We start from the raw sequence: 20,913 nt of genomic DNA on the forward strand, positions 1-20,913 counted from the left end.
ATCAGCCGCTGATTTACGGGGTGAATTTCGGCACTACTGAAACCCTCAAGGACCTGCGCGTTGCCATCAACCGCTCGGGGGGGGACAGTGCTTCCGCCTATAACTGGCGGATTGATGCACGGAACGCGGGCAAGGACTGGTACTACGAAAGTGTGCCCTGCGACCCCAAGGCCATAAACGACCAGTTTGGCCCGCGCTTTATCAGCTTGACCCGCAAGGGCGGGGCCGTGCCCATGATCAGCCTGTCCATGCTGGGCTGGCAGGCCAAGCTTGGCCCGGATCGTTCGCGGCTGGCCTCCTTCGCCATTACCAAATACGGCCCCCAGCAGGAAAATGACTCGGTGGGCATGTTCGATGCGGGCAATGGCTTCAAGCCCGATGGCTCGCCCATAACCGATAACGACCCCCATGACGCCCAGACCCCTAGCGACGCCCAGAGCGAGCAGGACAGGCTGCGCCATCTGGTCAAGCAGTTCGGGGCCGATGGCGTGCCCTATGTCATTCTCGATAACGAGCTGAGCCTGTGGCAGCTTATCCACCGCGATGTGCACCCCATTGGCCTGCATGCGGATGAAACGGCCCAGAAGGTTATTGAGTATTCGAAGGCGGTAAAGGCCGTCAGCCCCAAGGCAAAAATTGTCGCGCCGGAGGAATGGGGGTGGCAGGGCTACCATTACAGCGGGTTTGACCAGCAATACGCCATTACCCACGGGCTGGATCATACCCCCGACCGCGAAGGCATGACCGCGGGCATGGACTACGTGCCCTGGCTGCTTACGCAGTGGAAGGCGGCGGGCCACCCCATTGATGTATTCAGCCTGCATTTCTACCCGCAGGAAGGCGAGTATTCGGATTCCGACAAGCCCGAAGTACAGCGCGCGCGCAATCGCTCCACCCGCGACCTGTGGGACCCCACCTATAAAGATCCCTCATGGATCAACAGCGTAGTGGCGCTTATCCCCATGATGCGCCAGTGGGTGGACCAGTACTACTACCCCGGCACGCCCATCGCGCTGACAGAGTATAACTGGGGCGGCGAACACCAGATGAACGGCGCGACAACGCAGGCCGACATTCTGGGTATTTTCGGGCGCGAAGGCTGGATATCGCCACACGCTGGGGCGATCTGTCACCGGATATGCCGGTGTATAAGGCCATAAAGCTCTATCGTAACTACGATGACCATGGCGGCGCGTTTGGCGATATCAGCCTGCAGACACACACCCCCGACCCGGATGAGGTTTCAGCCTTTGCCGCGCAGCACGGGGCAGATGGTGCCATTACGCTGGTTGTCATCAACAAGCGGCTGGATGCGCAGGCCCATGTCAGGATCAGCCTGTCCAACCTGCCTGATCACGGCAAGGTGGAGGCATGGCAACTGGTTGATAATGCCCTGACCCGCAAGCCCGACACCTCGTATACGCACGCAACGCTCACTGCCACGCTGCCCCAGCAGAGCATTCTGCTGCTCGTGCTGCCGCAGCCCAAACCGGCCAAACAGGGTAAAAAGGCTAGCGGAAAGCGTTCATGAACAATCAGGCCCCTTCTTCCGGCGCGCATGCTTCCATTTTGCGTGGCGCGCTGGCCAGTCTGGGGGTGCGCCTGTTCGACCTGCCCAGCCGCTACGGCTTTCACCTGCTGGTGGCGGCCAGTCTTGGGGTGATGGAGAGCGGGCGTTTTTATATCGTTTTCAGTATCGTCAACACACTGGCCGGGTTCGGGCGGTTGGGGGTGGATCGCGCCCTTACCCGCCAGCTTGCGGTGGACACCGCATCGGGCCGCGAGGGCGGGGTACGCCCGGCTACCCGCAGCGCCATGCGGGTGGTGGTGCTGATGTCGCTGGTGGCAACGGCCCTGCTGGCGGGGTTTGCCACGCCTGTGGCTGATTTTGTCATGCACAAGCCCGACCTCGCTCTGCCGATGATGCTTGGCGCACTGGCTATCCTGCCCCAGAACCTCAGCACGGTGGTGGCAGGCGGCCTCGCGGGGCTGCACCGCGTGGGCTACAGCCAGATGGTGTATTCGTGGCTGTGGCCCGCTATTTTCTGTGTTGCGGCGCTACCGCTTGTGTTTCTCAAGCAGTTTACGGTTCTGCATGCGCTGTTGCTCATGGCGGCCAGTTTTGTCATGGCGGCGGGGGTGGGGGCTGTCCTGCTGCGTCGGTTTCTCTCGCCCTATCCGAATACGGGGCACGCAGCGCATGAAAAGCAGCATTTTCTTGCGCGGGGGCTGTCGTTTTTCACGCTGGAACTCACACAGCTCATGATCGCGGCGGTGCCTGCCATTGCGCTGGGCATTGCGGCCTCGCCCCAGCAGACAGGGTTGTTCGCGCTGGCCTGGCGTATTGCGCTGATCAACCTGCTGTTCATTAACGGGGTTACAGGAATGGCGGCCCCGAAATTTGCCGCCCTGCATGCCCGTAACGACCTGCATGGCCTGAACCGGAGCGCTGCACAGGCTATCGCTGGTGCTGTGTCTGGCTCTGCCCGTTACGGCGTGTATGCTGCTGTTTCCCGAACGCCTGCTGGCCGTGTTCGGGCCGGGTTATAGCGCAGGGGCCACAACCTTGCGTATTCTGGCAATCGGCCAGCTTGTGGCCGCCTGCTTTGCGGGGATGCCCGACCTGTTGGGCATGACGGCGCATCTGGCGGCGTTGCGGACAATCAATTTCATTTCCCTTGGGGTGTTGCTGGTGGGGCTGCTGGTGCTGGTGCCTACGGGTGGCAGCATGGGGGCGGCAGTTGCAACCTCGCTCGCCATTGCGTTCAACGCGGCGGCAGCGGGCTGGGCGGCGCATCGTCTGCTGGGTCTTTTCCCGCTTGCGACCGTATGGCACGGGCTGCTCATTCGCCTGCGGCCCGCGCGCGGGAGCAGCGGGTCATGACAGTCCGCGCGCTGGCCGCCATGGTGTCCGTGCTGGCGTTTTCTGCTCTGTTCGGGCTGGTTGCAGGCAAGCCTGCACACGCGGAGGGGTGGCCCCCGCGTTACGATACCGACGGGTTGTGCTTCCGTAACGCCAATTCCACCGATGGTTTCTCCCCCGAGGCGGTGACAAGCTGCCTTGCCAGCCAGAGCAACGCGCTCAACAGGTTGCGGCGCATATGGGATGTCATTCCGACCGGGCTGGAGGATGATTGCGATGAGCGCACGCGCATTACCGGCAGGCAGGATTACATAGCCCTCGAAAACTGCATCAAAGAGCAGATGAGCCAGAATACAACCGTGCCGCTGGTGCCCCCGCGTGAGGCGCCGGTGCATCCTAAGGATGATGATGAGGCCCCCCAATAGCCTGCCCGCTCGGGTGTGCGGCTGTGTCTGCTGGGTGTTCAGGATTGTGTCAGCTTCCTTTGTTAAGAAACGGGTGCGCCGGACAAGCCGGGGTGGTGGGGCCTGTCAGGCGGCCTGGGGTTCGGGGAATGTCAATCAGTCAAGCACAGCCAGCGCTTTGCACGCACCGGATCGGGGCCGTGCCGGAGGGCATATGCGCGGGCCGTAACAGGGGCCGTGGCCTGCGGGCTCTGGTTTTGGCTGTGCAGGCCGTGGGCGTTCTGGCATTGGGCCAGCCTTGGGGCGGACTGCCCGCCGCATGGGGGGCAGATGCACCCGCTGGTAACGCGCCTGTTGTTACCCCAAGCCCTGCTTCTGCCGCCGTGCCTGCCACGCCTTCTGCTGCTCCGCCCGCCGGGGCCGTGGCGGGTGCTGCCCCGGCAGGTACTGCGGCAGGCGAACTGGGGCTGTTCGTCACTCTGGGGTCTGCCGCGCAGCAGAATGCCGGGTTGCAGACAGGGCCCGCACAGGTGGGCGCGCTCACCGGCACGATTGACGCCATGGCCATGATCCAGCCTGAAGCCAGCCATCTGGTGCGGATACATCCCGCCGGGGCAGGCAAGGTGCTGAGTGTCGCCGTGGTGCCGGGCCAGCATGTCAATGCGGGCGATGTGTTGCTGACCTACCAGAACCACGCCCTGCATGGTGTGCGCCTACAGATTACCAAGGCGCAGGCGGCACTTTCCACCGCACAGGCGGCGTTGCAGAACGCCCGCGCCACCTATGAGCGTGGCCGCGCGCTGGAAGGCGGGGCCGTATCGGCGGGGGAGACACGCCGCCGCTTTACCGCCCTGCGCGCGGCGGAGGACGAGGTGCAGGCGCGTCAGGCTGATCTGGACACGCTGCGCCACCAGCTTGAGAGCGAATATAATTCGGTAACCGAAAGCGATGCGAGCCCGAACGGCCGGCATGATGAAACATCGCGCATTATCGCCCCCAGCGCGGGCGAGGTGCAGACGGTAGGCGTGGGCGTGGCAGACGATATCGGGCCGAACACCGAGCTTGTCGCTTTGGCCGATCTGTCCACGGTGTGGATCGTTTCCGATATTCTGCCACAGGATGCCCAGCGTGTTCAGCCCGGCGGTGTGCAGGTAACGGTGCCTGAAGGGCAGGCCCGCACCGTGCTGCATTCCACCATTACTTCCATCGGCTATCTGGCCGACCCCGCCACCGCTGGTGCATGTCATCAGCCGGGCGGATAATGCTGATGGCCGCCTGCATCCGGGCATGTTCCTGACAACCCGCCTGCCCACGCGCGACCCCACACCGGGTGTAGTGGTGCCTGCCGGGGCGGTGGTTGATATTGATGGTGTCAGCACGGTGTTCGTGCCCAATGGGCCCGAGCGCTTTCAGGTGCGGCCGGTGCGGGTGGGGGCGGAGCAGGACGGCAAGGTGGTTGTCCTGTCCGGTCTGGCGGCGGGCGAGACCGTGGTGACACAGGGCGCCTTTACCCTCAAATCGGTCCTGCTCAAATCCAGTATGGGGGATGACTGAGCGCCATGCAGGCGTTTTTGTCAGCCTTGCAGGCCCGGCGCTGGCTGGTGCTTGGCCTGCTGTGCGCGGTGTTCGTTGCCGGATGCGCCGTGGTGCGGGGCCTTCCGGTGGAGGCCGTGCCCGATATTTCGCCCCGTCAGGTTCTGGTTTCGGTGGTCGCGCCGGGGCTGGCCACGGAGGAGGTGGAGCGGCTGATCACCTTCCCCATTGAGACCAGCATGGCGGGCCTGCCCGACATGACCGACCTGCGCTCGGTCTCGCGCTCGGGGGTTTCGGTCGTTTACGTCCAGTTTGACGATGCCTCAGACATTAATCTCGACCGTACCCGCGTGCAGGAGCGTATCCAGCAGGCGCGCGGGCTGATTACGGTGCCGGGTATCAGCGTCAATATCGGCCCGCTGGCCACGGGGCTGGGCGAGATCATGCAGTTCCAGATCCATGGCGCGGGGTATTCGCTAACAGACCTCAACCGCATCATGACATGGCGCGTGGCCCCGGCACTCAAGCTGGTGCCGGGCGTGGTGGAGGTGAATGTCAGCGGTGGGGGCGAGCAGACCTTTGAAGTCGCGCTGGATCAGGCACGGCTGCTGGCGCTGGGCGTTTCAGTGGGGGATGTCTACCGCGCGGTGGAGGAGAACAACGCCGCCGCCGGGGGCGGGTGGATAGAACACCATGCCGAGCAGCAGATTGTCTCTGCGCGGGGGCTGGTTGGTTCGCTGGAGGATTTCGGGGCTATTCCCGTGCGGCTCAACCCCGGTGGCAGCGCCATTTTTCTGCGCGATGTTGGGCATGTCGCCATGGGTATGCGCACCCGGCTGGGGGCCATGACCAGCAACGGGCAGGGCGAAATCGTGACAGGGGTTGTCATGATGCGCATGGGGGCCAGTTCGGATGCAACGCTGGCTGCCATCAGGCAGGCCATGCCGGGCATTGTGCAGTCGCTCCCGCGCGGGGTTACACTTGAGCCGTATTACCTGCGCTCCACCCTGACAGACAGCACCATTGCCACCGTGCGCGAAAACCTCGTGCTGGGGGCGCTGCTGGTGATTGCGGTGCTGATTGTGGTGACGGGTGACTGGCGGGCCTCGGTGGTGATTGCCTCGGTCATTCCCTTTGCGCTGGTCTGCGCCATGGTGGGCATGCGCTGTTTTGGTATTTCGGCCAACCTGCTCAGTCTGGGCGCGATCGATTTCGGCATGATCGTGGACAGCACGCTGGTGGTGGTTGAAAACCTCATGACCCATCGCGCCCGCGCGCAGGCCAGCGGCGAAAACACCCCGTTCGCCCGGCTGGCCGTGTCCTCGGCGGTGGAGGTGCTGCGCCCGGTAGGCTTTGGCATTGTGGTGATTATCATGGTGTATCTGCCTATCCTGACGTTGCAGGGTATAGAGGGCAAGATGTTCCGCCCCATGGCGCAGACGGTCATCATGGCGCTGCTGGCCTCGCTTGTTTACTGCATTGTGGGTATTCCGGTTCTGGCTGCTCTCGTCATGAAAGCGCACGGGCGGCATGAGGATACGCGGCTGATCGCAGCACTGCGCCGGGGCTATGTCAGGCTGCTGGACTGGAGCGAGCGGCATGCGCGCGCCGTGTTTGGCGCGGTAGCGGTGGTGTTTGCGCTCTCGCTCTGGGTGGGGGCGCATCTGGGCGGTGAGTTCATTCCCTCGTTGGGTGAAGGCACGCTCACCCTGAGTGCCACCCGCCTGCCCAGTATCTCCCTGCCCCAGACCCTGCGCGAGGTGGCTTTGCAGGAGCGGCTTCTGCTCCGTTTTCCCGAGGTTACGCGCATTGTCAGCAGCACTGGCACCTCGGCCATACCGACAGACCCCATGGGGGTGAATGAAACGGACAGCTTCATTTTCCTCAAACCCCCATCGGAATGGAAAACGGCCCATACGCGTGAAGGGTTGGTCATGGCCATGAGCCACGCGCTGGAGGAGGCTTTCCCCGGTGTGCAGCAGTCATGGAGCCAGCCGGTGCAGATGCGTATGGATGACCTGCTCTCAGGCGTGCGCACCCAGATAGCCCTGTCGGTTTACGGGGATGATCTGCCCACCCTCGCCCGGCTGGGCGCGCGGATTGTCTCCATCATGCAGGGGGTGCCGGGGGCGGCGGATGTTGCGGTGCTGGGCGAGGGCACGGTGCCGTTCATCCATGTCGATATCGACCGCGCGCAGGCGGCCCGTCTGGGGGTAACCCAGCAAGAAGTGCTCAATGTGGTGGAGGCCGTGGGCGGGCATGTAGGCCGGGCCGTAACCGTGGATAATGCGCTTATCAGCACGCAGGTGCGGTTCGACCCGGCACAGGCGGCCACGCGTGAGCAGATCGCCCGGCTGCGGGTGCGCCGGGCCGACGGGCGTGGGGCGGTGCTGCTGTCCGAGGTGGCACGGATAACGGTGGAAAACGGGCCACCACGCATCAGCCGCGATGGCATACGCCGCCGTCTGGTGGTGCAGGCCAATGTGCGCGGGCGCGACCTCAGCTCCTTTGTGGCTGCCGCACAGGAGGCGGTGGCGCGCGGTGTCAGCCTGCCGCCCGGCTATAGCATGGTGTGGGCCGGGCAGTTCCAGAACCTCAAATCCGCCATGGCGCGGCTGGAAATGGTGGTGCCGGTAGCACTGGCCCTTATTTTTGGGCTGCTGGTGGCGGCTTTTGGTTCCGTGCGGCTGGCGGGGCTGGTTTTTGTAAACCTGCCGGTAGCCGCAACGGGGGGTATTTTCGCCCTGAGCGCGCGCGGCCTGCCTTTTAGTGTTTCCGCGGGTATTGGTTTTATTGCGTTGTTTGGCGTGGCGGTGCTCAATGGAGTGGTGCTGGTCAGCGCTATTCAGGCGCTCAGAAGCCGTGGGCTGGATGCCGCGCGTAGTGCACGGCTGGCGGCGGAAGAACGCTTTCGCCCGGTGGTGGCAACGGCGCTGGTGGCCAGTCTGGGCTTTCTGCCCATGGCGTTTTCGGCGTCAGCCGGGGCGGAGGTGGAGCGGCCTCTGGCCACGGTTGTTATTGGCGGGCTGGTTTCCTCCACCCTGTTGACCTTGCTGGTGCTGCCCGCACTCTATGCCCGGCTGATGAAAAGGCGCGCGACATGAAGATACTGATTGTGGAGGACGAAGCCGCTCTGGGTTCTGCCGTGCGTGAGCGTGTGCGCGAGGCGGGGCATGTGGCGGACTGGTTTACCACGCTGGAAGATGCGCGTGCGGCCATGGCGGCTTCGCTTTACGATTTCGTGCTGCTCGATCTGGGCCTGCCTGATGGTGATGGCCGCATTTTCCTGCGCGAGATCCGCCGCACGGGCTCGCCCGTGGCGGTGTTGATTGCTACCGCGCGGGACCAGATCAGCGAGCGCATTGCGGGCCTGTCCGAAGGGGCGGATGATTATCTGGTCAAACCCTATGACCTGAATGAACTCGTGGCGCGTATAGAGGCCGTGGCGCGGCGTTATGCTGCCCTGCCAGATAATTCGCTGGCTGTGGGCGATGTGGTGATAGACCTCGCCCGCCGCCAGCTTGTGCGCGCGGGCCGTATGGTAGACCTGTCCGCACGGGAATGGGCCATTGTGGAACTGCTGACCCGCAGGCCCGGCGCGGTGTGCAGCCGCGACCTGATAGAGGATGTGCTGTACGGCCTGAGCGAGGATGTGGACAGCAATGCGGTGGAGGTATTTATCAGCCGTATTCGCAAAAAAGCAGGGGCGGAGCTGATTACGACCGTGCGTGGCCGGGGCTACCGGCTGGGCGGGACCGATAGGCCATGACAGCCACCCGGGAGCAGGCTCCGGCGGGCCCGCCACGCTCGGCCCGGCCCCACAGGCACTGGAGCCTGGCCTCGCGGCTTGTATCGGGCACATTGGTGGCGGTGCTGGGTGCTCTGGTGCTGCTGGGGGTGCTGGTGGCGGGCTTTACCCGTTTCGAGGTGACGGAACGGCTCGATAATTCCTTGCAGGAAGTGGCGGAGCGTCTTGAGTTCATGCTCAGTGCGCTTGATCGCGCAGGGCCTGCCGCACCGGATGGGCAGGTGGCCCGCCTGCCCGGCACAGATGACCGGCGCACACTGGCCTACCAGATTGCCACACCGGACGGGCGGCTGGAAATCCGCTCGCAGAACGCCCCGCAGGCCCTGTTTGTTTCTGACATGAAAACGGGTTTTTACACGGTGCCGTCTTTTCGGGTGTATGTAACGCCCTCGGCCTCGGGGCGGCATGTCATTCTGGTAGGCGAGCCGACCTTCCACCGGCGCGAGGCCGTGCGCCACGCCATGCTCATTTCGGTTCTGCCGGTCGTGGCGTTTTTTCCGGCTATCTGGTTCATGGTGCGCTGGAGCGTGCGGCGGGCCCTGCGGCCCCTGACCGGGTTGCAGAACGAAATCAGGAGCCGGGGCGGGGCCAATCTTGCCCCTGTCCCCCCGCTGGACCTGCCTGATGAACTTGTGACCATCCATGCCGCCGTCAACCTGCTGCTTGAGCGGCTGAATCTGGCTCTGTCGACAGAGCGCGCCTTTGCCGCCAATGCCGCGCATGAACTGCGCAACCCCGCCGGAGCGTTGCTGGCGCAGGCCCAGCTTTTGCAGCGGCAACTGGGCGAAACGCTGTACGCACCGCGTGCGGGTGTTATTGTGGCGCAGGCCCGGCGCATGGGCCGCACGGTCGAAAAACTGTTGCAGCTTTCACGTATTGGCTCCGGCATGGCGCTGTGTGGCGGCACGGTCGATCTGGTGCCGGTTATCGGTTTTCTGGCCCATGAGCTTGAGCGTGAAAAAGGCCGGCGCATGATTGTGGAGGGAGCGGACAGTCTGCTGGTGGAAGGCGATATGGATACGGCAGGGATCATGCTGCGCAACCTGCTGGAAAACGCGCTGGTGCACGGGGCGGCGGATCAGCCGGTGCGGGTTACGGTCACCCCCGACCGCCGGGTGCTGATCGCCAATGACTGCCCGGCTATAGACCCCGCCCTGCTGGCCACACTGGAAAAACCGTTCGTGCGGGGCCAGACAGAGGCGGAGGGCAGCGGTCTTGGCCTTGCCATAGCGCGGCAGATTTCACAGCTTTTTCATGCTGAAATGTCTATATGCTCACCTGTGCCGGGGCAGGCGCGTGGTGTGCTGGTTACGCTGGCTTTCCCCCCACGGGACTGATGGCGCGTGGGGGCTGCCCCTTTCAGGGTGCCGTGCGTGCGCGGTTTGGTAACATACGGGCCAGAACACCATCTTTGAGAACATGCTGGTGTATCAGGGCCGCCAGTGCATGGCCGCAGGCCAACCCGATAATGAGCCATGCTGTCCATGAATGCAGGGTTTTGAACAGCACCACCGTATCGTGCGGGAGTGGTGCGAAAGGGGCTGGAATTAACAGCCCGAAAAAGCTGATAGTTTGCCCCGCACCCCAGCGCCAGGCGTAACCCAGAACCAGTTCGATACAGATCAGCATACAGGGTGCTTTCCATGGCGATGGTAAAAAAACGGTCCAGTGGGGCAAGCTGCGATGCAAAATGCCGCCCCCGTGTCAGCCGCCACCACAGGCGGGTGGGGATCAGCACGGTCAGGATTACCCCGGCACTCAGATGCGCCACCACCATGGGGTGATGCAGCGGGCGGGGTGGCCAGTGCCATGTTTCCCCCAGCACGAACTGGAACACGATCAGAAAAGCGCTGAGCCAGTGCATGACAATGGTCGGGTTGTCATAACGCGTGGGGGCCTGTGCGGGTGGGGCGTGGTTTTGCGGGGCGGTTGGCATGAGCTGGCTCGGGGGTTCGGGGCCGAAGGAAAAACGGGCCAGAGGCACCGTGATGGGAAAAGCCATAGCCTGACAGGGTTTGCTGACACAAACCTGAAGGCTGCCCGCGTTCTTTGTGATCTGGGTTTGATAATGAAAACCACTTTCACAGTCAGGAAAAATTACACATTGCCTACGCAGCTTTCCGTGCATAATGCCGTGGTTTGCAGGTTGTCAGGAGGCAGGGCCGTGTCACGTCATCCATTACATTCCGAACGTCATGCTGTGGAAAAACTGGGCTGCTGCGCGCTGCCGTGCTGGGGGCCAATGATGGCACGCTCTCAACTGGCAGTCTGATTGTGGGTGTAGCCAGCTCGCACGCTTCACGCGGGAGCATACTGGTGGCGGGGCTGTCGGCCCTGTTGGCGGGCGCATTGTCCATGGCGGCGGGCGAATATGTATCGGTCAGTTCGCAGGCGGATTCGGAACGGGCTGACATCGAGCGCGAAAAACAGGAACTGGCGAGCGACTGGGATGCCGAAACCGCCGAACTGGCGGGGCTGTATCGCCAGCGCGGGTTGGATGCGCCCCTTGCGCATACGGTTGCGGTGGCGCTCATGCAGCATGATGCGCTGGGCGCGCATGCGCGGGACGAGTTGGGCCTGTCCGCTGCCACGGCTGCCCGCCCTTTCGAGGCTGCTCTGGCTTCGGCCGTGGCGTTTTCCGCCGGGGCGTTTTTTCCTGTCATGGTGGCGGCTCTTCTGCCCGAGCGGCAGGTATCATGGGCGGTATCGGTTGTGTCGGTCGTGCTGCTAGCGGTGTTGGGGTGCATTGGCGCGCTGGCGGGCGGCGCCTCGCCCCTGCGGGCAACGCTGCGTGTTACTTTTTGGGGGGTGGCGGCCATGCTGGTAACGGGTGGGATAGGCCATCTGTTCAATTTCTAGCTGGCCTGTTCGGCAAGGGGCTGAACGGCCTGAATTTTCCCTATAGTCGGTAATGGTATATTTACACCGGGGATGGTATCTGTCGCCTGCGGGCGTGGTCTGTACCGGAAGAAGGCGCGGGTTTGGTTCGCGTGCCGGATTCAGGCTCCGGTTTTGGTGTCTGAACCGGGGGCGCTTGGGTGCAGGCCGCTGTTTTAGCGCGCAAAATGATTTGAGTATGATAAACACATAAATGTGTACGGCCTGTCGGTTGTCCGGCAGTGCTAATGGTCCGGGCCTACAATCATGCGTATTTTTCGCTACCTTTTGACAGACCGGAAGCACCCGGTATGGCGCGCCGTGCGGCTTGTGACAGGGCGGGGCAAAAGCGAACAGGCAGACCGGCTGCGGCGGCTGGCGGATTTCAATACATTTCTTGTCAAAATCTACCAGTGTGTGGAGACCGCGCAGGATGAAACCATCCTGATGCAGGCGGTGTGCGACATGGCGGTGCGTTATGCGCATTTGCGCGTGGCGCATATTCTGCGACCGGATGCGGATCAGCGCTTCGTGCGGCTTGCCCTGAGTGGGCCCCGCTGGTGGGAAGACGAGCACGCCCCGACCAGTGCGGTTGACCAGCCGGGACGGCATGGCAGTGCTGGGCGGGCATGGCATAGCGGCAAGCCCGTATTCGGTCTGTCTTTCGAGCAGACCCCCTATCTGGCGCCGTGGCACGAGCTTGCCCGCAAGCATGGCCTGCGCGCCAATGCCTCGCTGCCCATTTTCCGCGATGGCAAGGTCTGGGCCGTGCTGAGTGTGGCGGATGCGGAGCGCACCATGTTCGATCCGCGGCTGCAGATTGTGCTGGAAGAGGCGGCGCAGGCCATATCCCGCGGGTTGGAAAGGCTCGACAGCCGCCGCATGAGCAAGGCCCTGCTGGATAAAGCCGCAGTCGGTATTGCGGTGCTGTTCGGCCGCGTGATCGAAAAGAACAATATCTGCCTTGAGCAGCTTTGTGGCGTTGGAAAAGGCGAGATGGTGGGGCGCACAACCACCGAATTCTACGCCCATAAGGAAGATTTTCTCAAGGCCAAGGCAGCTTATGCGCGTCTGTGGCATGACGGGCGGGTGATCGTGCCCGGCGTGCGGCTTGTGCGCGATGAAGGCGTGCTGATGATCGCTGATCTGACTGGCGTGCCGCTTGGCCGGGAGGAGGAGCAGTCTTCTGTCTGGACGGTGGAGGACGTAACCCGGCGGGACATGAGCCAGAGGCTGTATCGCGGGCTGCTCAGCGCGGGCGATGCCATGCGCCGGGGCCGTGGCGAAATGGATAAGGCTCTCGGCGTGTGCGAGGCGCTGGTGCGCGACACCTTTTATCACGCGGTGGTTGTGACCCGTGTTGAGGAAGATGGGCACCTGCGGGTCGTGACCTTTGCAGGCACGGGCGCGCAAGGGCTGGAGGCAGACGCCGTCAGGCTGCTTGAAGATGCCCAGCGGCGTTCTCTGGCAATACGGGCCTGGAACGAGCGAGCCAGTGTCTATGACAACGACCTACTGGCCGGTTGTGAGGACGGGCCATGGCGCGAGATGCTGAGTGCGCGGCGCTGGCGCGCTATTCTGGCAACGCCGGTCTGGCGGGGTAATACGCTCTGGGCGGTCATGAGCTTTATCTCGCCCTACAAGAACGTGTTTGACGATGAAAGTGTGACACTGTGCGAGCGTATAGCCGGGTTTCTGGGGCAGGAACTCGAGCGCATGGATATTCACTACCGGCTGGAAACGCTCCAGAAAGAGGAAGCCCGCCGCGCGCGTGCTGATTCACTGACAGGCCTGCCCAACCGTCTGGCACTGGGCGAGTTCCTGCCCGGCGCACTGGCGCGGGCAAGGGTGCGGGGCAAGGCTGTTGCCGTGTGCATGATGGATCTGGACGGGTTCAAATCCGTCAATGACATCCACGGCCATGCAGCGGGTGATATTCTACTCAAGGAACTGGGTCGCCGCCTGCGTAACGAGCTACCAGCCAACGGCTATGTGGTGCGTCTGGGTGGGGATGAGTTTGTGGTGGTGCTCGAAGGGCTGGATGCCCGCCAGCCTGTGCCCCAGATTACCAAATCGCTCGACCGGCTGCACAAGGCGGTGGAAACGCCGTTTCATGTACGGGCCGATATTTCGGTCGTCGTGGGCATGACCATGGGGGTGGCGCTCGCCCCATCAGATGGTGAAAAACCACGCCTGCTGCTGCGCCGTGCGGATGAGGCCATGTATCAGGCCAAACAGACCCGTAACACGCGCAACCGCTGGTGGCGGATGGTGGAAGACACCTCCGAAACAACGCATTTCGATGCGTACGGCCCCGAGGCTTGCGCACTCATGCAGCGGGTAACGGATGTTCTATCCCGTATCCGGCAGGATTTTATTGACCGTTTTTATGCCGGGCTGGAAGAGGTTAATGACAGCGAGCAGATCCTCGGTAGCCTGACCCCGGCTGAACAGAAACGCCTGAAAACCGTTCAGGCTGAACATCTGGACTTCCTGCTGGCCGCGCAGACCACGCAGGCCGATGTGCTGCAAAAGGCCGAACGGCTCGGTGTTGCCCACTCGCTCAGCGGGGTTGATCCCCTGCAACTCACAGAAGCCTACAGCATTTATCTGCGGCGGCTGATTGACCGGCTGGAAAGCACGGTTATCCGTAATGACGAACGCCACCGTATCCTGCTCATTGCCGAAATCCGTATTCAGGATGACCGACGTGCGCAGTTGCAGGCCAGTCAGGCGGTGCAGCGTGCCTATCTGTCGCGTTTGTCCGCCCCTCGCCCGACAGAGCGGACATGGAGCCTTGTCAGTTCGCTTGAGGTTGATGCTCTGGCCTGCCTGCCCGGTGTGCGCGGGGCCGTGCTGTACCGTTTGGGCTGTGATGGCGAACTGGAGGTGGCGTGTTGCGCAGGGGCTGTTGCGCACGCGTTTACGCAGGCTGTCAGGCAGGCGGGCGTGCAGCCCTGCATGGATGTGTTCTCGCCTTTGGGGCAGACCATTACCGCCAAGGCCTGGCGCACGCGTGAGCGGCAGAGCTGTGCCTCCTACGCGCTCGACCCGCAGACACAGGTCTGGCACGAGATTGCGGAAACCTTTGGTATGCGCTCGGTTCTCAGCGTGCCGATCCGCCAGCCCGGCGGGCAGACCGCCGCCGCCCTGACTGTGCTGGGGGCCTGTCCCAACCAGTTCGAATCCTTGCTGATGCAGCAGTTCGCTGGAGGGTTGCAGCAGCGCTGGGAGCAGCTCTGGCAGCGCTGTCACTCGCGCGAGACACAGGAAGTTACGGATGCGCGTTCGCGTAAGCTGCGTGAGCGCCTGTTTAGCGGTGGGCTGGTTATGTATTTCCAGCCGGTTGTGGATCTCAATAACGGGCGGCTTTACAAAGCCGAGGCTCTGGCCCGCCTGCGTGATGCCAATGGCGAGATCGTACCGCCAAGGGTGTTCCTGCCCCTGCTCGGGCAGATGAAATGGACCGGCTGTTCCATATGGGGCTGGAAGACGGGCTGAAATGGCTCCGCCAGTGGGATGATCAGGGGCTGGTTATCGGCCTGTCGGTCAATATGCCCACCACGTATCTGCATAATGCACGCGGGCCTGCTCAGGTGGAGGCCCTGCTGAAAAAGCATGGTGTGGCCCCCGAGCGCCTGACTGTGGAAATCCTTGAAACGCAGGAAATCGATTCTGCTGCCCAGAACGAGGCCATCCAGCGCTTCAAGGATATGGGTGTGTGCATGGCTATCGATGATCTGGCTCTGGCCATAGTAGCCTGCTGCGTCTGTCTTCACTGCCGTTTGACGTGATCAAGGTTGATCAGGGCCTGCTGCGCCATATCCGCGCCATGCCGCTTCAGATTTTTTCGGTGGTGCGTTCCCTGCTCGATATCGGCGCGGATTTTCACGATGTGGTTGTGGTGGAAGGGCTGGAAACAGGCGATGTCATTGAGGCCATGCGCCAGCTTGGCTGCCAGTACGGGCAGGGTTTTGGCATTGCCCGCCCCATGGCCCCCGAGGCGCTTTTTGACTGGCACACACAGTTCCAGTCCGCATTCGGCGGGCAGATTCCCAGCCTGAATGAAATCCGCAGCGATCTGGGGGCGCTGGCTTTCGTGTGGTTGCTGCTGCGCGGCGGGCAGTACAAGGGAACAGGCAACATGAAGGACTGCGCTCTGGCGCGGTGGTTGCTGACACTGGGCGCGCCGGGGAAGCAGGCATGGCCGTGGGTCGAGAACCTGTGCCATGGCCGGGACTCGGTTGAAAGCGGGCGGCAACTGACTGACTGGTTGGTTGCGCGTGTTCAGGCGGGGGTCAAGCAGGAGGAGCCTGTCGCGTGAGAGCGCGAATAAAACACGAACGAAGAATGAATAAAAATTTAAAATAAAACATTTTATGGTCAAATGATTTTAAAAAGGTAAATTTCTGACGGGACGCGGGCAGCCGTGGTTCCGCTTTCGTGTTGGTATATTTTTGAGCTTACATAATCATTAGGCAAGGGATTCAGCATGTCCTCCTCGGTTTCCGGTTCCGCCACCTCCGGCGTGGTTGAAAGTCTGTTCAACACCTCGTCCGCCTCTTCAGCTTCGGGGTCTTCCTCTTCCGGTTCGTCCTCGGGGTCTTCTTCCTCGTCTTCGTCCACCACGACCACGACCACTTATAATGCCGATGGATCTGTGACGATCATCGTCAAGGATTCGAGCGGCAACATCGTTTCCGAAACGACCACGGGCAGCACCAAGTCCGCCTCCGGCAATGGCCAGAACGCGAACGATTCCGCTTCCAGCGCACTCGACATCCTTTCGTAAAAATCATGGAAGGGGGGCGGCCTGCGCCTCCTCCCTTTCAGCCTGCGCCTTTTCTGGGCGTCTGGCGTGTTTCGGCCTGTCGGACCGTGGGGCTCCCCGGTGGGCGGGCCAGCCGGTTGCTGCGTTGCAGCGCCATATCCATGAAATACTGCGCCGGAACCCCCAGCGAAAGACCGCGCCGCCACATCAGCAGCAGGTCCGCCGTGGGTAGTTCTTCCTGCACGGGGCGGCGCTCTATTTTTTCGCCTTCCAGCGACCACGGGCGGTAGATCAGTTGCGGCAGCACGGCAATGCCATGCCCCGCCGCCACAAGGCTGCGCACGGCCTCGATCGAACTCGTGCGGAAATACGTGGACGGACGAAAGGACAGACGCTCCCATGCTGCGAGCATCCGGCTTTCCAGCACGTCCGATACCAGCGTGATGAAGGGCTCTTTTTCAAGCTGGCGCAGGCTGATCTGCGGCTGCTCGGTAAGCGGGTGGCCCTGCGGTAGCCAGACCGAGTGCGGGGAAACCCCCATGACGCGCGCCCCGCAGGCATGGGGCACGGTGCTGGCCGGGCGCAGGATAATGCTCAGGTCTAGCTCGCCACCTATCAGCATATGATCCAGATAATCGGTCTGGTCTTCCACCAGTGTCACGTTCACACTGGGGAAAGCCGCTCGAAAGCGTGTGAGCAGGTCGGGAATGACATAGCCCGCCACAACCGGCGTAACCCCCAGCACCAGCGTGCCGTGCAGGGCCTCGGTATCCTCGTTTTTCATGCGGCCGAGGCTGGCCACATCATTGAGGATACGCTGCGTGCGCTGGAAAAACTGCTGGCCCTGCCGTGTCAGCATCACGCCACGGGCATGGCGGTCAAACAGGCGAAAACCCAGCTCCGCTTCAAGCTCGTGCAGGGCCTCGGTTACGGTTGATTGCGAAACCAGCAGCACCATGGCTGCCCCGGAAATGGTGCCCACTTCGGCCACGGAGGCAAAATACCGCAACTGTCGCAGTGTAAGCGCCACGCCGTGCTGTTCCTCGCTGCTGTTACGGGCAGGGGCCTGTCCACCGACAGGCCGCCTGCGTTTGTCGCATCTTTGGGGGCGGGGTGTCTATCGCGCGTCTAGTGCTCGCGCGAGGCGTTGGCCGCCAGTTTCTGCCCCGCGATAATGGGCAGGATGGTAATGGCGATAACCGCGAACACCACCACATTGACCTCAGGCATGTGCTGGCCAAGACGGATTGCCCCAAAAATCCACAGCGGCAGTGTGGTCTCGCTACCTGCGGTAAAGGTCGAGACAATCACCTCGTCAAACGACAGGGCAAAGGCCAGCAGCATGCCCGACATGACCGACCCCGCCAGCAGCGGCAGCGTTACGGTAACAAAGCCCCGCCACGGTGTTGCCCCCATATCCTGTGCAGCTTCACGCAGGGAGGGCGGCAGCCTGCGCAGCCGGGCCATGACGTTGTTGAATATGATGACCATGCAGAACGTGGTGTGGGCAATCACCAGCGTGATGAAGGTGAAAGGAATGTCCAGCAGCGTAAAAAAGCTGTTCATGGCAATGCCTGTCAGCACGCCGGGCAGGGCGATAGGCAGTGTGAGCAGGAACGAGCCCGCCTGCATGCTACGCGTGGACAGGCCGTTCATGCCCAGTGCGGCCAGCGTGCCCAGAACCGTGGCCAGAAGGGTCGCAAGCCCCGCGACTTCCAGCGAGATCAGCAGCGCGCTGCGCACTTCCTCATCCGCCCATGTGGCGGAGAACCAGCGCAGCGAAAGGGCACGGATAGGCCATACCTGCACGGAAGAGGCATCAAACGCATAGAGCAGCACAATAACAAGCGGCAGCAGCAAAAAGCCCAGCACCGCTATGGCGGCGGTCCATATGGCCATGTCCGCGGCAGGGTTGCGCGCGTGTTTCATGCGGGGGTCCTTTCGGCCGTGGCGCAGCGGTTGCGGGCAGGGGCACGCAGGCCGCGCAATGCGGTGCGGCCTGCGTAAAGCCTGTGAAAATTACTGGGCATCGAACGCGCCAAACCGGCGGGCCAGCAGCATGTAAGCCGCTACCATGGCCAGCAGAACCAGCGAAAAGGCCGCGGCAAAAGGCACGTTGCCCGAAACCCCGACATTGGAATACACCACGTTGCCAATGAATTCGGACCCCGCACCTCCCACCAGCATGGGGGCCACGTAATCCCCCTGCGTGACCGCGAAGGTAAAGACCGAACCCGCCGCCATGCCCGGTATGGCCAGCGGAAAGACAACCGTGCGGAACACCTGCCAGGGTGTGGCACCCTGATCGCCCGCCGCATCCAGCAGTGATGCGGGAATACGCTCAAGGGCGGCTACCATCGGCATGAGCATGAACGGCAGCCATAGATAGGAAAAGACGATCCACAGCGCGATATTGGTAAACGCCACGTTCTGGTCAGGCAGGCCCACAAGGCGCAGGCCCCAGTTCAGCACGCCGTCATGGCCGAGGATCAGCCGCCACGCGTAAATGCGTGCAAGCATGCTCGACCAGAGCGGCAGCGCCACCAGCACAAGCAGTGTCAGCTTCAGGCGCGGGCCAACCTTGCGGGCGATCACCCAGGCCAGTGGCCAGGCCAGGATGATGTCCGTAACCGTAACCAGCAGGGCAATGCCCGTCGTGCGGCGGGCAATGACGGTATAGGTCGTATCGGAAAACAGGATACGGAAATTCTCCCATGTCCAGTCCCGCACGATCTCGCCCGACATCGCGTCAACCTGCCAGAAGGCCGAAAGCAGCAGGACAGACAGGCTGCCCAGATAGAATATGCCAAGCCACCCGAAAGGCGGCACCAGCAGGGCTATGTGCCCCAGCAGCTTCCGGCCCGGTGTCATTACTGTTTGACCTGCTGCCAAGCACGCTGCCAGGCCGAGTAGTCAAGACAGGTGTTCTGGCCGTTGCCGCACTGGCGCACGGGGGTTTTCCAGAACTTGATGGAGGAGAAATAGGCGGGCGAGGCATCGGCATGGTACTGCTTGCACGAGCCGGGCTGCAGGGCGTCCATTTCCGCACAGGCCTTGGTGTTGGCCGGAGTTTCGCCAAAGGAGAGAGCCTGCTGGGCCTGCACCTTGGGCGTCATGACATGGTTGATCCACAGATAGGCGCAGTTGGGATGCTGCGCATGGGTGCTGATCATCCATGAATCGGCCCAGCCGGTCGCCCCTTCGGAGGGGATGATGTCCTGAACAGGCACACCCGCCGCACGCAGCGTGTTGGCCTGATACGGCCATGCCGCACCGACATGGGCATCGCCACTCTTGAACAGGTCTACCTCGTCAGAGGCCAGCGCCCAGTATTTCTTGACCAGTGCACGCTGTTCCTTGAGCAGTGTCACAACCGCGTCCATCTGCGGCTGGGTCAGCTCGTAGGGGTCGGTAATACCCAGCTCAGGCTTGGTGTGAGACAGGTAAAGGGCGGCATCCGCGATCTGGATCGGGTTGTCGGGCACGGTAATCACGCCCGCATAGGCCTTGTCATAAATGATCGACCAGCTCGTGGGCGCGGTGGTGATGTCTTTCGTGTTCCACATCAGCACGTTGGGGCCCATTCATAGGACACGCCGTAATGCACGTCCTTGACGGTGTTGAACCCCGGTGCCTTGAGTTCGGGCATGATGTCGTCAAAAGCGGTAATGAGGGCCGTGTTGAGGGGCTGCACGGTCTTGCCGAAAATCAGCCGCAGCGAGGCATCGCCCGAGGCGGAGACCACGTCAAAACCCTTGCCGCCGCCCATGCGTGTCAGGGCCACCATTTCATCGGAAGAGCCGACATATTTGCGGTGTACCTTGCAGCCCGTTGTCTGTTCAAACGGTTTGACCCAGGCATCGTCCGCATAGCCTTCCCATGCCACCACGTTCAGTTCGCCTTCGCCCTTGCCAATGGCGGAAAGCGGGGCCTGCGCGTGGGCCGGTGTGCTGAGCTGCGTTGTCAGGATGGCGCTACAGGTCGCCAGAAGCAGTGTGCCGTAAGCCTTCATGTTCATCGCCTTTTCCATGGTTGAAAACAGACAGCCCGGCGCTCAGCCCTGCCTGTGCGGCAGGGGGTAGGCGGCCTCTTCCGGCCAGACGGCCACAACGGCCATGCGCTCGCGCCAGCCTCGCGCATGGCGTGAAGGCACAATTGCCGTCACGCCGTCCTGTTCGTCCGGCCCGCAGAGTGTCACGCGCGTAACCGGACCCAGATAGGAAACCTCGGCAATCGTGCCGGCCATGCTCCGCTCATGCGGAGCGGGGCTGTAGCCCGGTGCTTCGAGCCGCACATCCTCGGGGCGGAGCAGGATGTCACGCCCGTTTTCATGCAGGATGCTGGAAGAGCCGATAAACCGCGCCACAAAGGCGCTGGCCGGACGCTCGTACAGATCCGCAGGCGTGCCCACCTGTTCGATCACCCCTTCGGAAAACACGGCAATACGATCGCTCATGCTCAGGGCTTCTTCCTGATCATGCGTGACGTAAACGAACGTGATGCCCGTCTGTTTCTGAATACGCTTGAGCTCGACCTGCATTTCGCGCCGGAGCTTGAGGTCGAGCGCGCCCAGCGGTTCATCCAGCAGGATAAGGGCCGGTTTGTTCACCAGAGCGCGGGCCAGTGCCACACGCTGGCGCTGCCCGCCCGAAAGTTG

General features: G+C 62.5%; 19 protein-coding genes and 1 pseudogene. 13 read left to right on the top strand and 7 right to left on the bottom strand.

Going from position 1 to position 20,913, the window contains the following annotated elements; translation table 11 throughout:
- The first annotated feature begins 20 nt into the window (after window positions 1-20).
- The 10 genes from JCM25143_RS17930 to JCM25143_RS08060 all read left to right on the top strand — a co-directional run bounded on the left by JCM25143_RS17930 (window position 21) and on the right by JCM25143_RS08060 (window position 9,945).
- Window positions 21-1,160, top strand: a complete 1,140-nt coding sequence (locus JCM25143_RS17930; RefSeq protein WP_051543079.1) for a glycoside hydrolase family 44 protein — start codon at window positions 21-23, stop codon at window positions 1,158-1,160.
- The gene (locus JCM25143_RS20775; RefSeq protein ID WP_148300056.1) at window positions 1,145-1,531 is read left to right on the top strand and encodes a hypothetical protein; all 387 of its coding nucleotides are present in this window, start codon (window positions 1,145-1,147) and stop codon (window positions 1,529-1,531) included. The genes JCM25143_RS17930 and JCM25143_RS20775 overlap by 16 nt, the downstream gene beginning before the upstream one ends.
- Window positions 1,528-2,550 carry a lipopolysaccharide biosynthesis protein gene (locus JCM25143_RS17935; protein ID WP_051543087.1) on the top strand — a complete coding sequence of 341 codons (1,023 nt, stop codon included), beginning with the start codon at window positions 1,528-1,530 and terminating at the stop codon, window positions 2,548-2,550. The genes JCM25143_RS20775 and JCM25143_RS17935 overlap by 4 nt, the downstream gene beginning before the upstream one ends.
- On the top strand, window positions 2,501-2,884 hold the full coding sequence (locus JCM25143_RS20780; protein ID WP_051543091.1) for a hypothetical protein: 384 nt from the start codon (window positions 2,501-2,503) through the stop codon (window positions 2,882-2,884). The genes JCM25143_RS17935 and JCM25143_RS20780 overlap by 50 nt, the downstream gene beginning before the upstream one ends.
- Window positions 2,881-3,288, top strand: a complete 408-nt coding sequence (locus JCM25143_RS08040; RefSeq protein WP_025860696.1) for a hypothetical protein — start codon at window positions 2,881-2,883, stop codon at window positions 3,286-3,288. The genes JCM25143_RS20780 and JCM25143_RS08040 overlap by 4 nt, the downstream gene beginning before the upstream one ends.
- 179 nt (window positions 3,289-3,467) lie before the next feature.
- The gene (locus tag JCM25143_RS17945; protein WP_234395120.1) at window positions 3,468-4,529 is read left to right on the top strand and encodes an efflux RND transporter periplasmic adaptor subunit; all 1,062 of its coding nucleotides are present in this window, start codon (window positions 3,468-3,470) and stop codon (window positions 4,527-4,529) included.
- The gene (locus JCM25143_RS23835; RefSeq protein WP_234395121.1) at window positions 4,504-4,821 is read left to right on the top strand and encodes an efflux RND transporter periplasmic adaptor subunit; all 318 of its coding nucleotides are present in this window, start codon (window positions 4,504-4,506) and stop codon (window positions 4,819-4,821) included. The genes JCM25143_RS17945 and JCM25143_RS23835 overlap by 26 nt, the downstream gene beginning before the upstream one ends.
- A gap of 5 nt (window positions 4,822-4,826) precedes the next feature.
- Entirely contained in the window at window positions 4,827-7,904 is a 3,078-nt protein-coding gene (locus tag JCM25143_RS08050) for an efflux RND transporter permease subunit (protein ID WP_025860698.1), read from the top strand.
- Complete coding sequence (locus JCM25143_RS08055) at window positions 7,901-8,569, top strand: response regulator (RefSeq protein WP_025860699.1); 669 nt, start codon at window positions 7,901-7,903, stop codon at window positions 8,567-8,569. The genes JCM25143_RS08050 and JCM25143_RS08055 overlap by 4 nt, the downstream gene beginning before the upstream one ends.
- A complete protein-coding gene (locus tag JCM25143_RS08060) occupies window positions 8,566-9,945 on the top strand; it encodes an ATP-binding protein (protein ID WP_025860701.1) in 1,380 nt (459 codons plus the stop codon). The genes JCM25143_RS08055 and JCM25143_RS08060 overlap by 4 nt, the downstream gene beginning before the upstream one ends.
- On the opposite strand, the gene JCM25143_RS25515 is transcribed toward JCM25143_RS08060, so the two are convergent.
- Window positions 9,861-10,610 (bottom strand): cytochrome b, encoded by a 750-nt coding sequence (locus tag JCM25143_RS25515; protein WP_456303597.1) that lies wholly within the window; start codon window positions 10,608-10,610, stop codon window positions 9,861-9,863. The genes JCM25143_RS08060 and JCM25143_RS25515 overlap by 85 nt on opposite strands.
- A 227-nt stretch (window positions 10,611-10,837) precedes the next feature.
- Between JCM25143_RS25515 and JCM25143_RS08070 the strand changes: the two genes are divergently transcribed.
- From JCM25143_RS08070 to JCM25143_RS21450, 3 genes and pseudogenes are all read left to right on the top strand, one after another.
- Window positions 10,838-11,467: a VIT1/CCC1 transporter family protein gene (locus tag JCM25143_RS08070; RefSeq protein WP_234395122.1), complete on the top strand. Its 630-nt coding sequence runs from the start codon at window positions 10,838-10,840 to the stop codon at window positions 11,465-11,467.
- A gap of 285 nt (window positions 11,468-11,752) precedes the next feature.
- Window positions 11,753-15,809: pseudogene (locus JCM25143_RS08075) on the top strand (EAL domain-containing protein).
- A 168-nt stretch (window positions 15,810-15,977) separates the two neighbouring features.
- A complete protein-coding gene (locus JCM25143_RS21450) occupies window positions 15,978-16,277 on the top strand; it encodes a hypothetical protein (RefSeq protein WP_081773528.1) in 300 nt (99 codons plus the stop codon).
- Window positions 16,278-16,314: 37 nt separating this feature from the next.
- Here the strand turns inward: JCM25143_RS21450 and JCM25143_RS08100 are convergent, their stop codons facing one another.
- The 6 genes from JCM25143_RS08100 to JCM25143_RS08120 form a co-directional block, all read right to left on the bottom strand.
- Window positions 16,315-17,286 carry a LysR family transcriptional regulator gene (locus JCM25143_RS08100; protein WP_025860709.1) on the bottom strand — a complete coding sequence of 324 codons (972 nt, stop codon included), beginning with the start codon at window positions 17,284-17,286 and terminating at the stop codon, window positions 16,315-16,317.
- Window positions 17,287-17,384: 98 nt separating this feature from the next.
- Window positions 17,385-18,185, bottom strand: coding sequence for an ABC transporter permease (locus JCM25143_RS08105; RefSeq protein ID WP_025860710.1), 801 nt, complete (start codon window positions 18,183-18,185; stop codon window positions 17,385-17,387).
- A 90-nt stretch (window positions 18,186-18,275) separates the two neighbouring features.
- A complete protein-coding gene (locus JCM25143_RS08110; RefSeq protein ID WP_025860711.1) occupies window positions 18,276-19,127 on the bottom strand; it encodes an ABC transporter permease in 852 nt (283 codons plus the stop codon).
- A complete protein-coding gene (locus tag JCM25143_RS23840) occupies window positions 19,127-19,840 on the bottom strand; it encodes an extracellular solute-binding protein (protein ID WP_234395123.1) in 714 nt (237 codons plus the stop codon). Before JCM25143_RS23840 ends, JCM25143_RS08110 begins: the two co-directional genes overlap by 1 nt.
- Entirely contained in the window at window positions 19,822-20,268 is a 447-nt protein-coding gene (locus tag JCM25143_RS23845) for a type 2 periplasmic-binding domain-containing protein (protein ID WP_234395124.1), read from the bottom strand. Before JCM25143_RS23845 ends, JCM25143_RS23840 begins: the two co-directional genes overlap by 19 nt.
- Window positions 20,269-20,310: 42 nt before the next feature.
- Window positions 20,311-20,913, bottom strand: a 603-nt coding sequence (locus JCM25143_RS08120) for an ABC transporter ATP-binding protein (protein WP_025860713.1), incomplete at its 5' end; no start/stop codon positions are given.

It is taken from the genome of Acetobacter papayae JCM 25143 (assembly GCF_000613285.1).
In the GTDB taxonomy this organism is placed as follows: domain Bacteria; phylum Pseudomonadota; class Alphaproteobacteria; order Acetobacterales; family Acetobacteraceae; genus Acetobacter; species Acetobacter papayae.

Bases quoted from the DNA above. Each gene is read 5' to 3' on its own strand.
- JCM25143_RS08105 (WP_025860710.1), bottom strand. From the start codon at position 18,185: ATGAAACACGCGCGCAACCCTGCCGCGGACATGGCCATATGGACCGCC.
- JCM25143_RS23840 (WP_234395123.1), bottom strand. From the start codon at position 19,840: ATGGGCCCCAACGTGCTGATGTGGAACACGAAAGACATCACCACCGCG.
- JCM25143_RS08060 (WP_025860701.1), top strand. From the start codon at position 8,566: ATGACAGCCACCCGGGAGCAGGCTCCGGCGGGCCCGCCACGCTCGGCC.
- JCM25143_RS08050 (WP_025860698.1), top strand. From the start codon at position 4,827: ATGCAGGCGTTTTTGTCAGCCTTGCAGGCCCGGCGCTGGCTGGTGCTT.
- JCM25143_RS20780 (WP_051543091.1), top strand. From the start codon at position 2,501: ATGCTGCTGTTTCCCGAACGCCTGCTGGCCGTGTTCGGGCCGGGTTAT.
- JCM25143_RS08040 (WP_025860696.1), top strand. From the start codon at position 2,881: ATGACAGTCCGCGCGCTGGCCGCCATGGTGTCCGTGCTGGCGTTTTCT.
- JCM25143_RS25515 (WP_456303597.1), bottom strand. From the start codon at position 10,610: ATGGCTTTTCCCATCACGGTGCCTCTGGCCCGTTTTTCCTTCGGCCCC.
- JCM25143_RS21450 (WP_081773528.1), top strand. From the start codon at position 15,978: ATGTCCTCCTCGGTTTCCGGTTCCGCCACCTCCGGCGTGGTTGAAAGT.
- JCM25143_RS08055 (WP_025860699.1), top strand. From the start codon at position 7,901: ATGAAGATACTGATTGTGGAGGACGAAGCCGCTCTGGGTTCTGCCGTG.
- JCM25143_RS17935 (WP_051543087.1), top strand. From the start codon at position 1,528: ATGAACAATCAGGCCCCTTCTTCCGGCGCGCATGCTTCCATTTTGCGT.
- JCM25143_RS08110 (WP_025860711.1), bottom strand. From the start codon at position 19,127: ATGACACCGGGCCGGAAGCTGCTGGGGCACATAGCCCTGCTGGTGCCG.
- JCM25143_RS23845 (WP_234395124.1), bottom strand. From the start codon at position 20,268: ATGAAGGCTTACGGCACACTGCTTCTGGCGACCTGTAGCGCCATCCTG.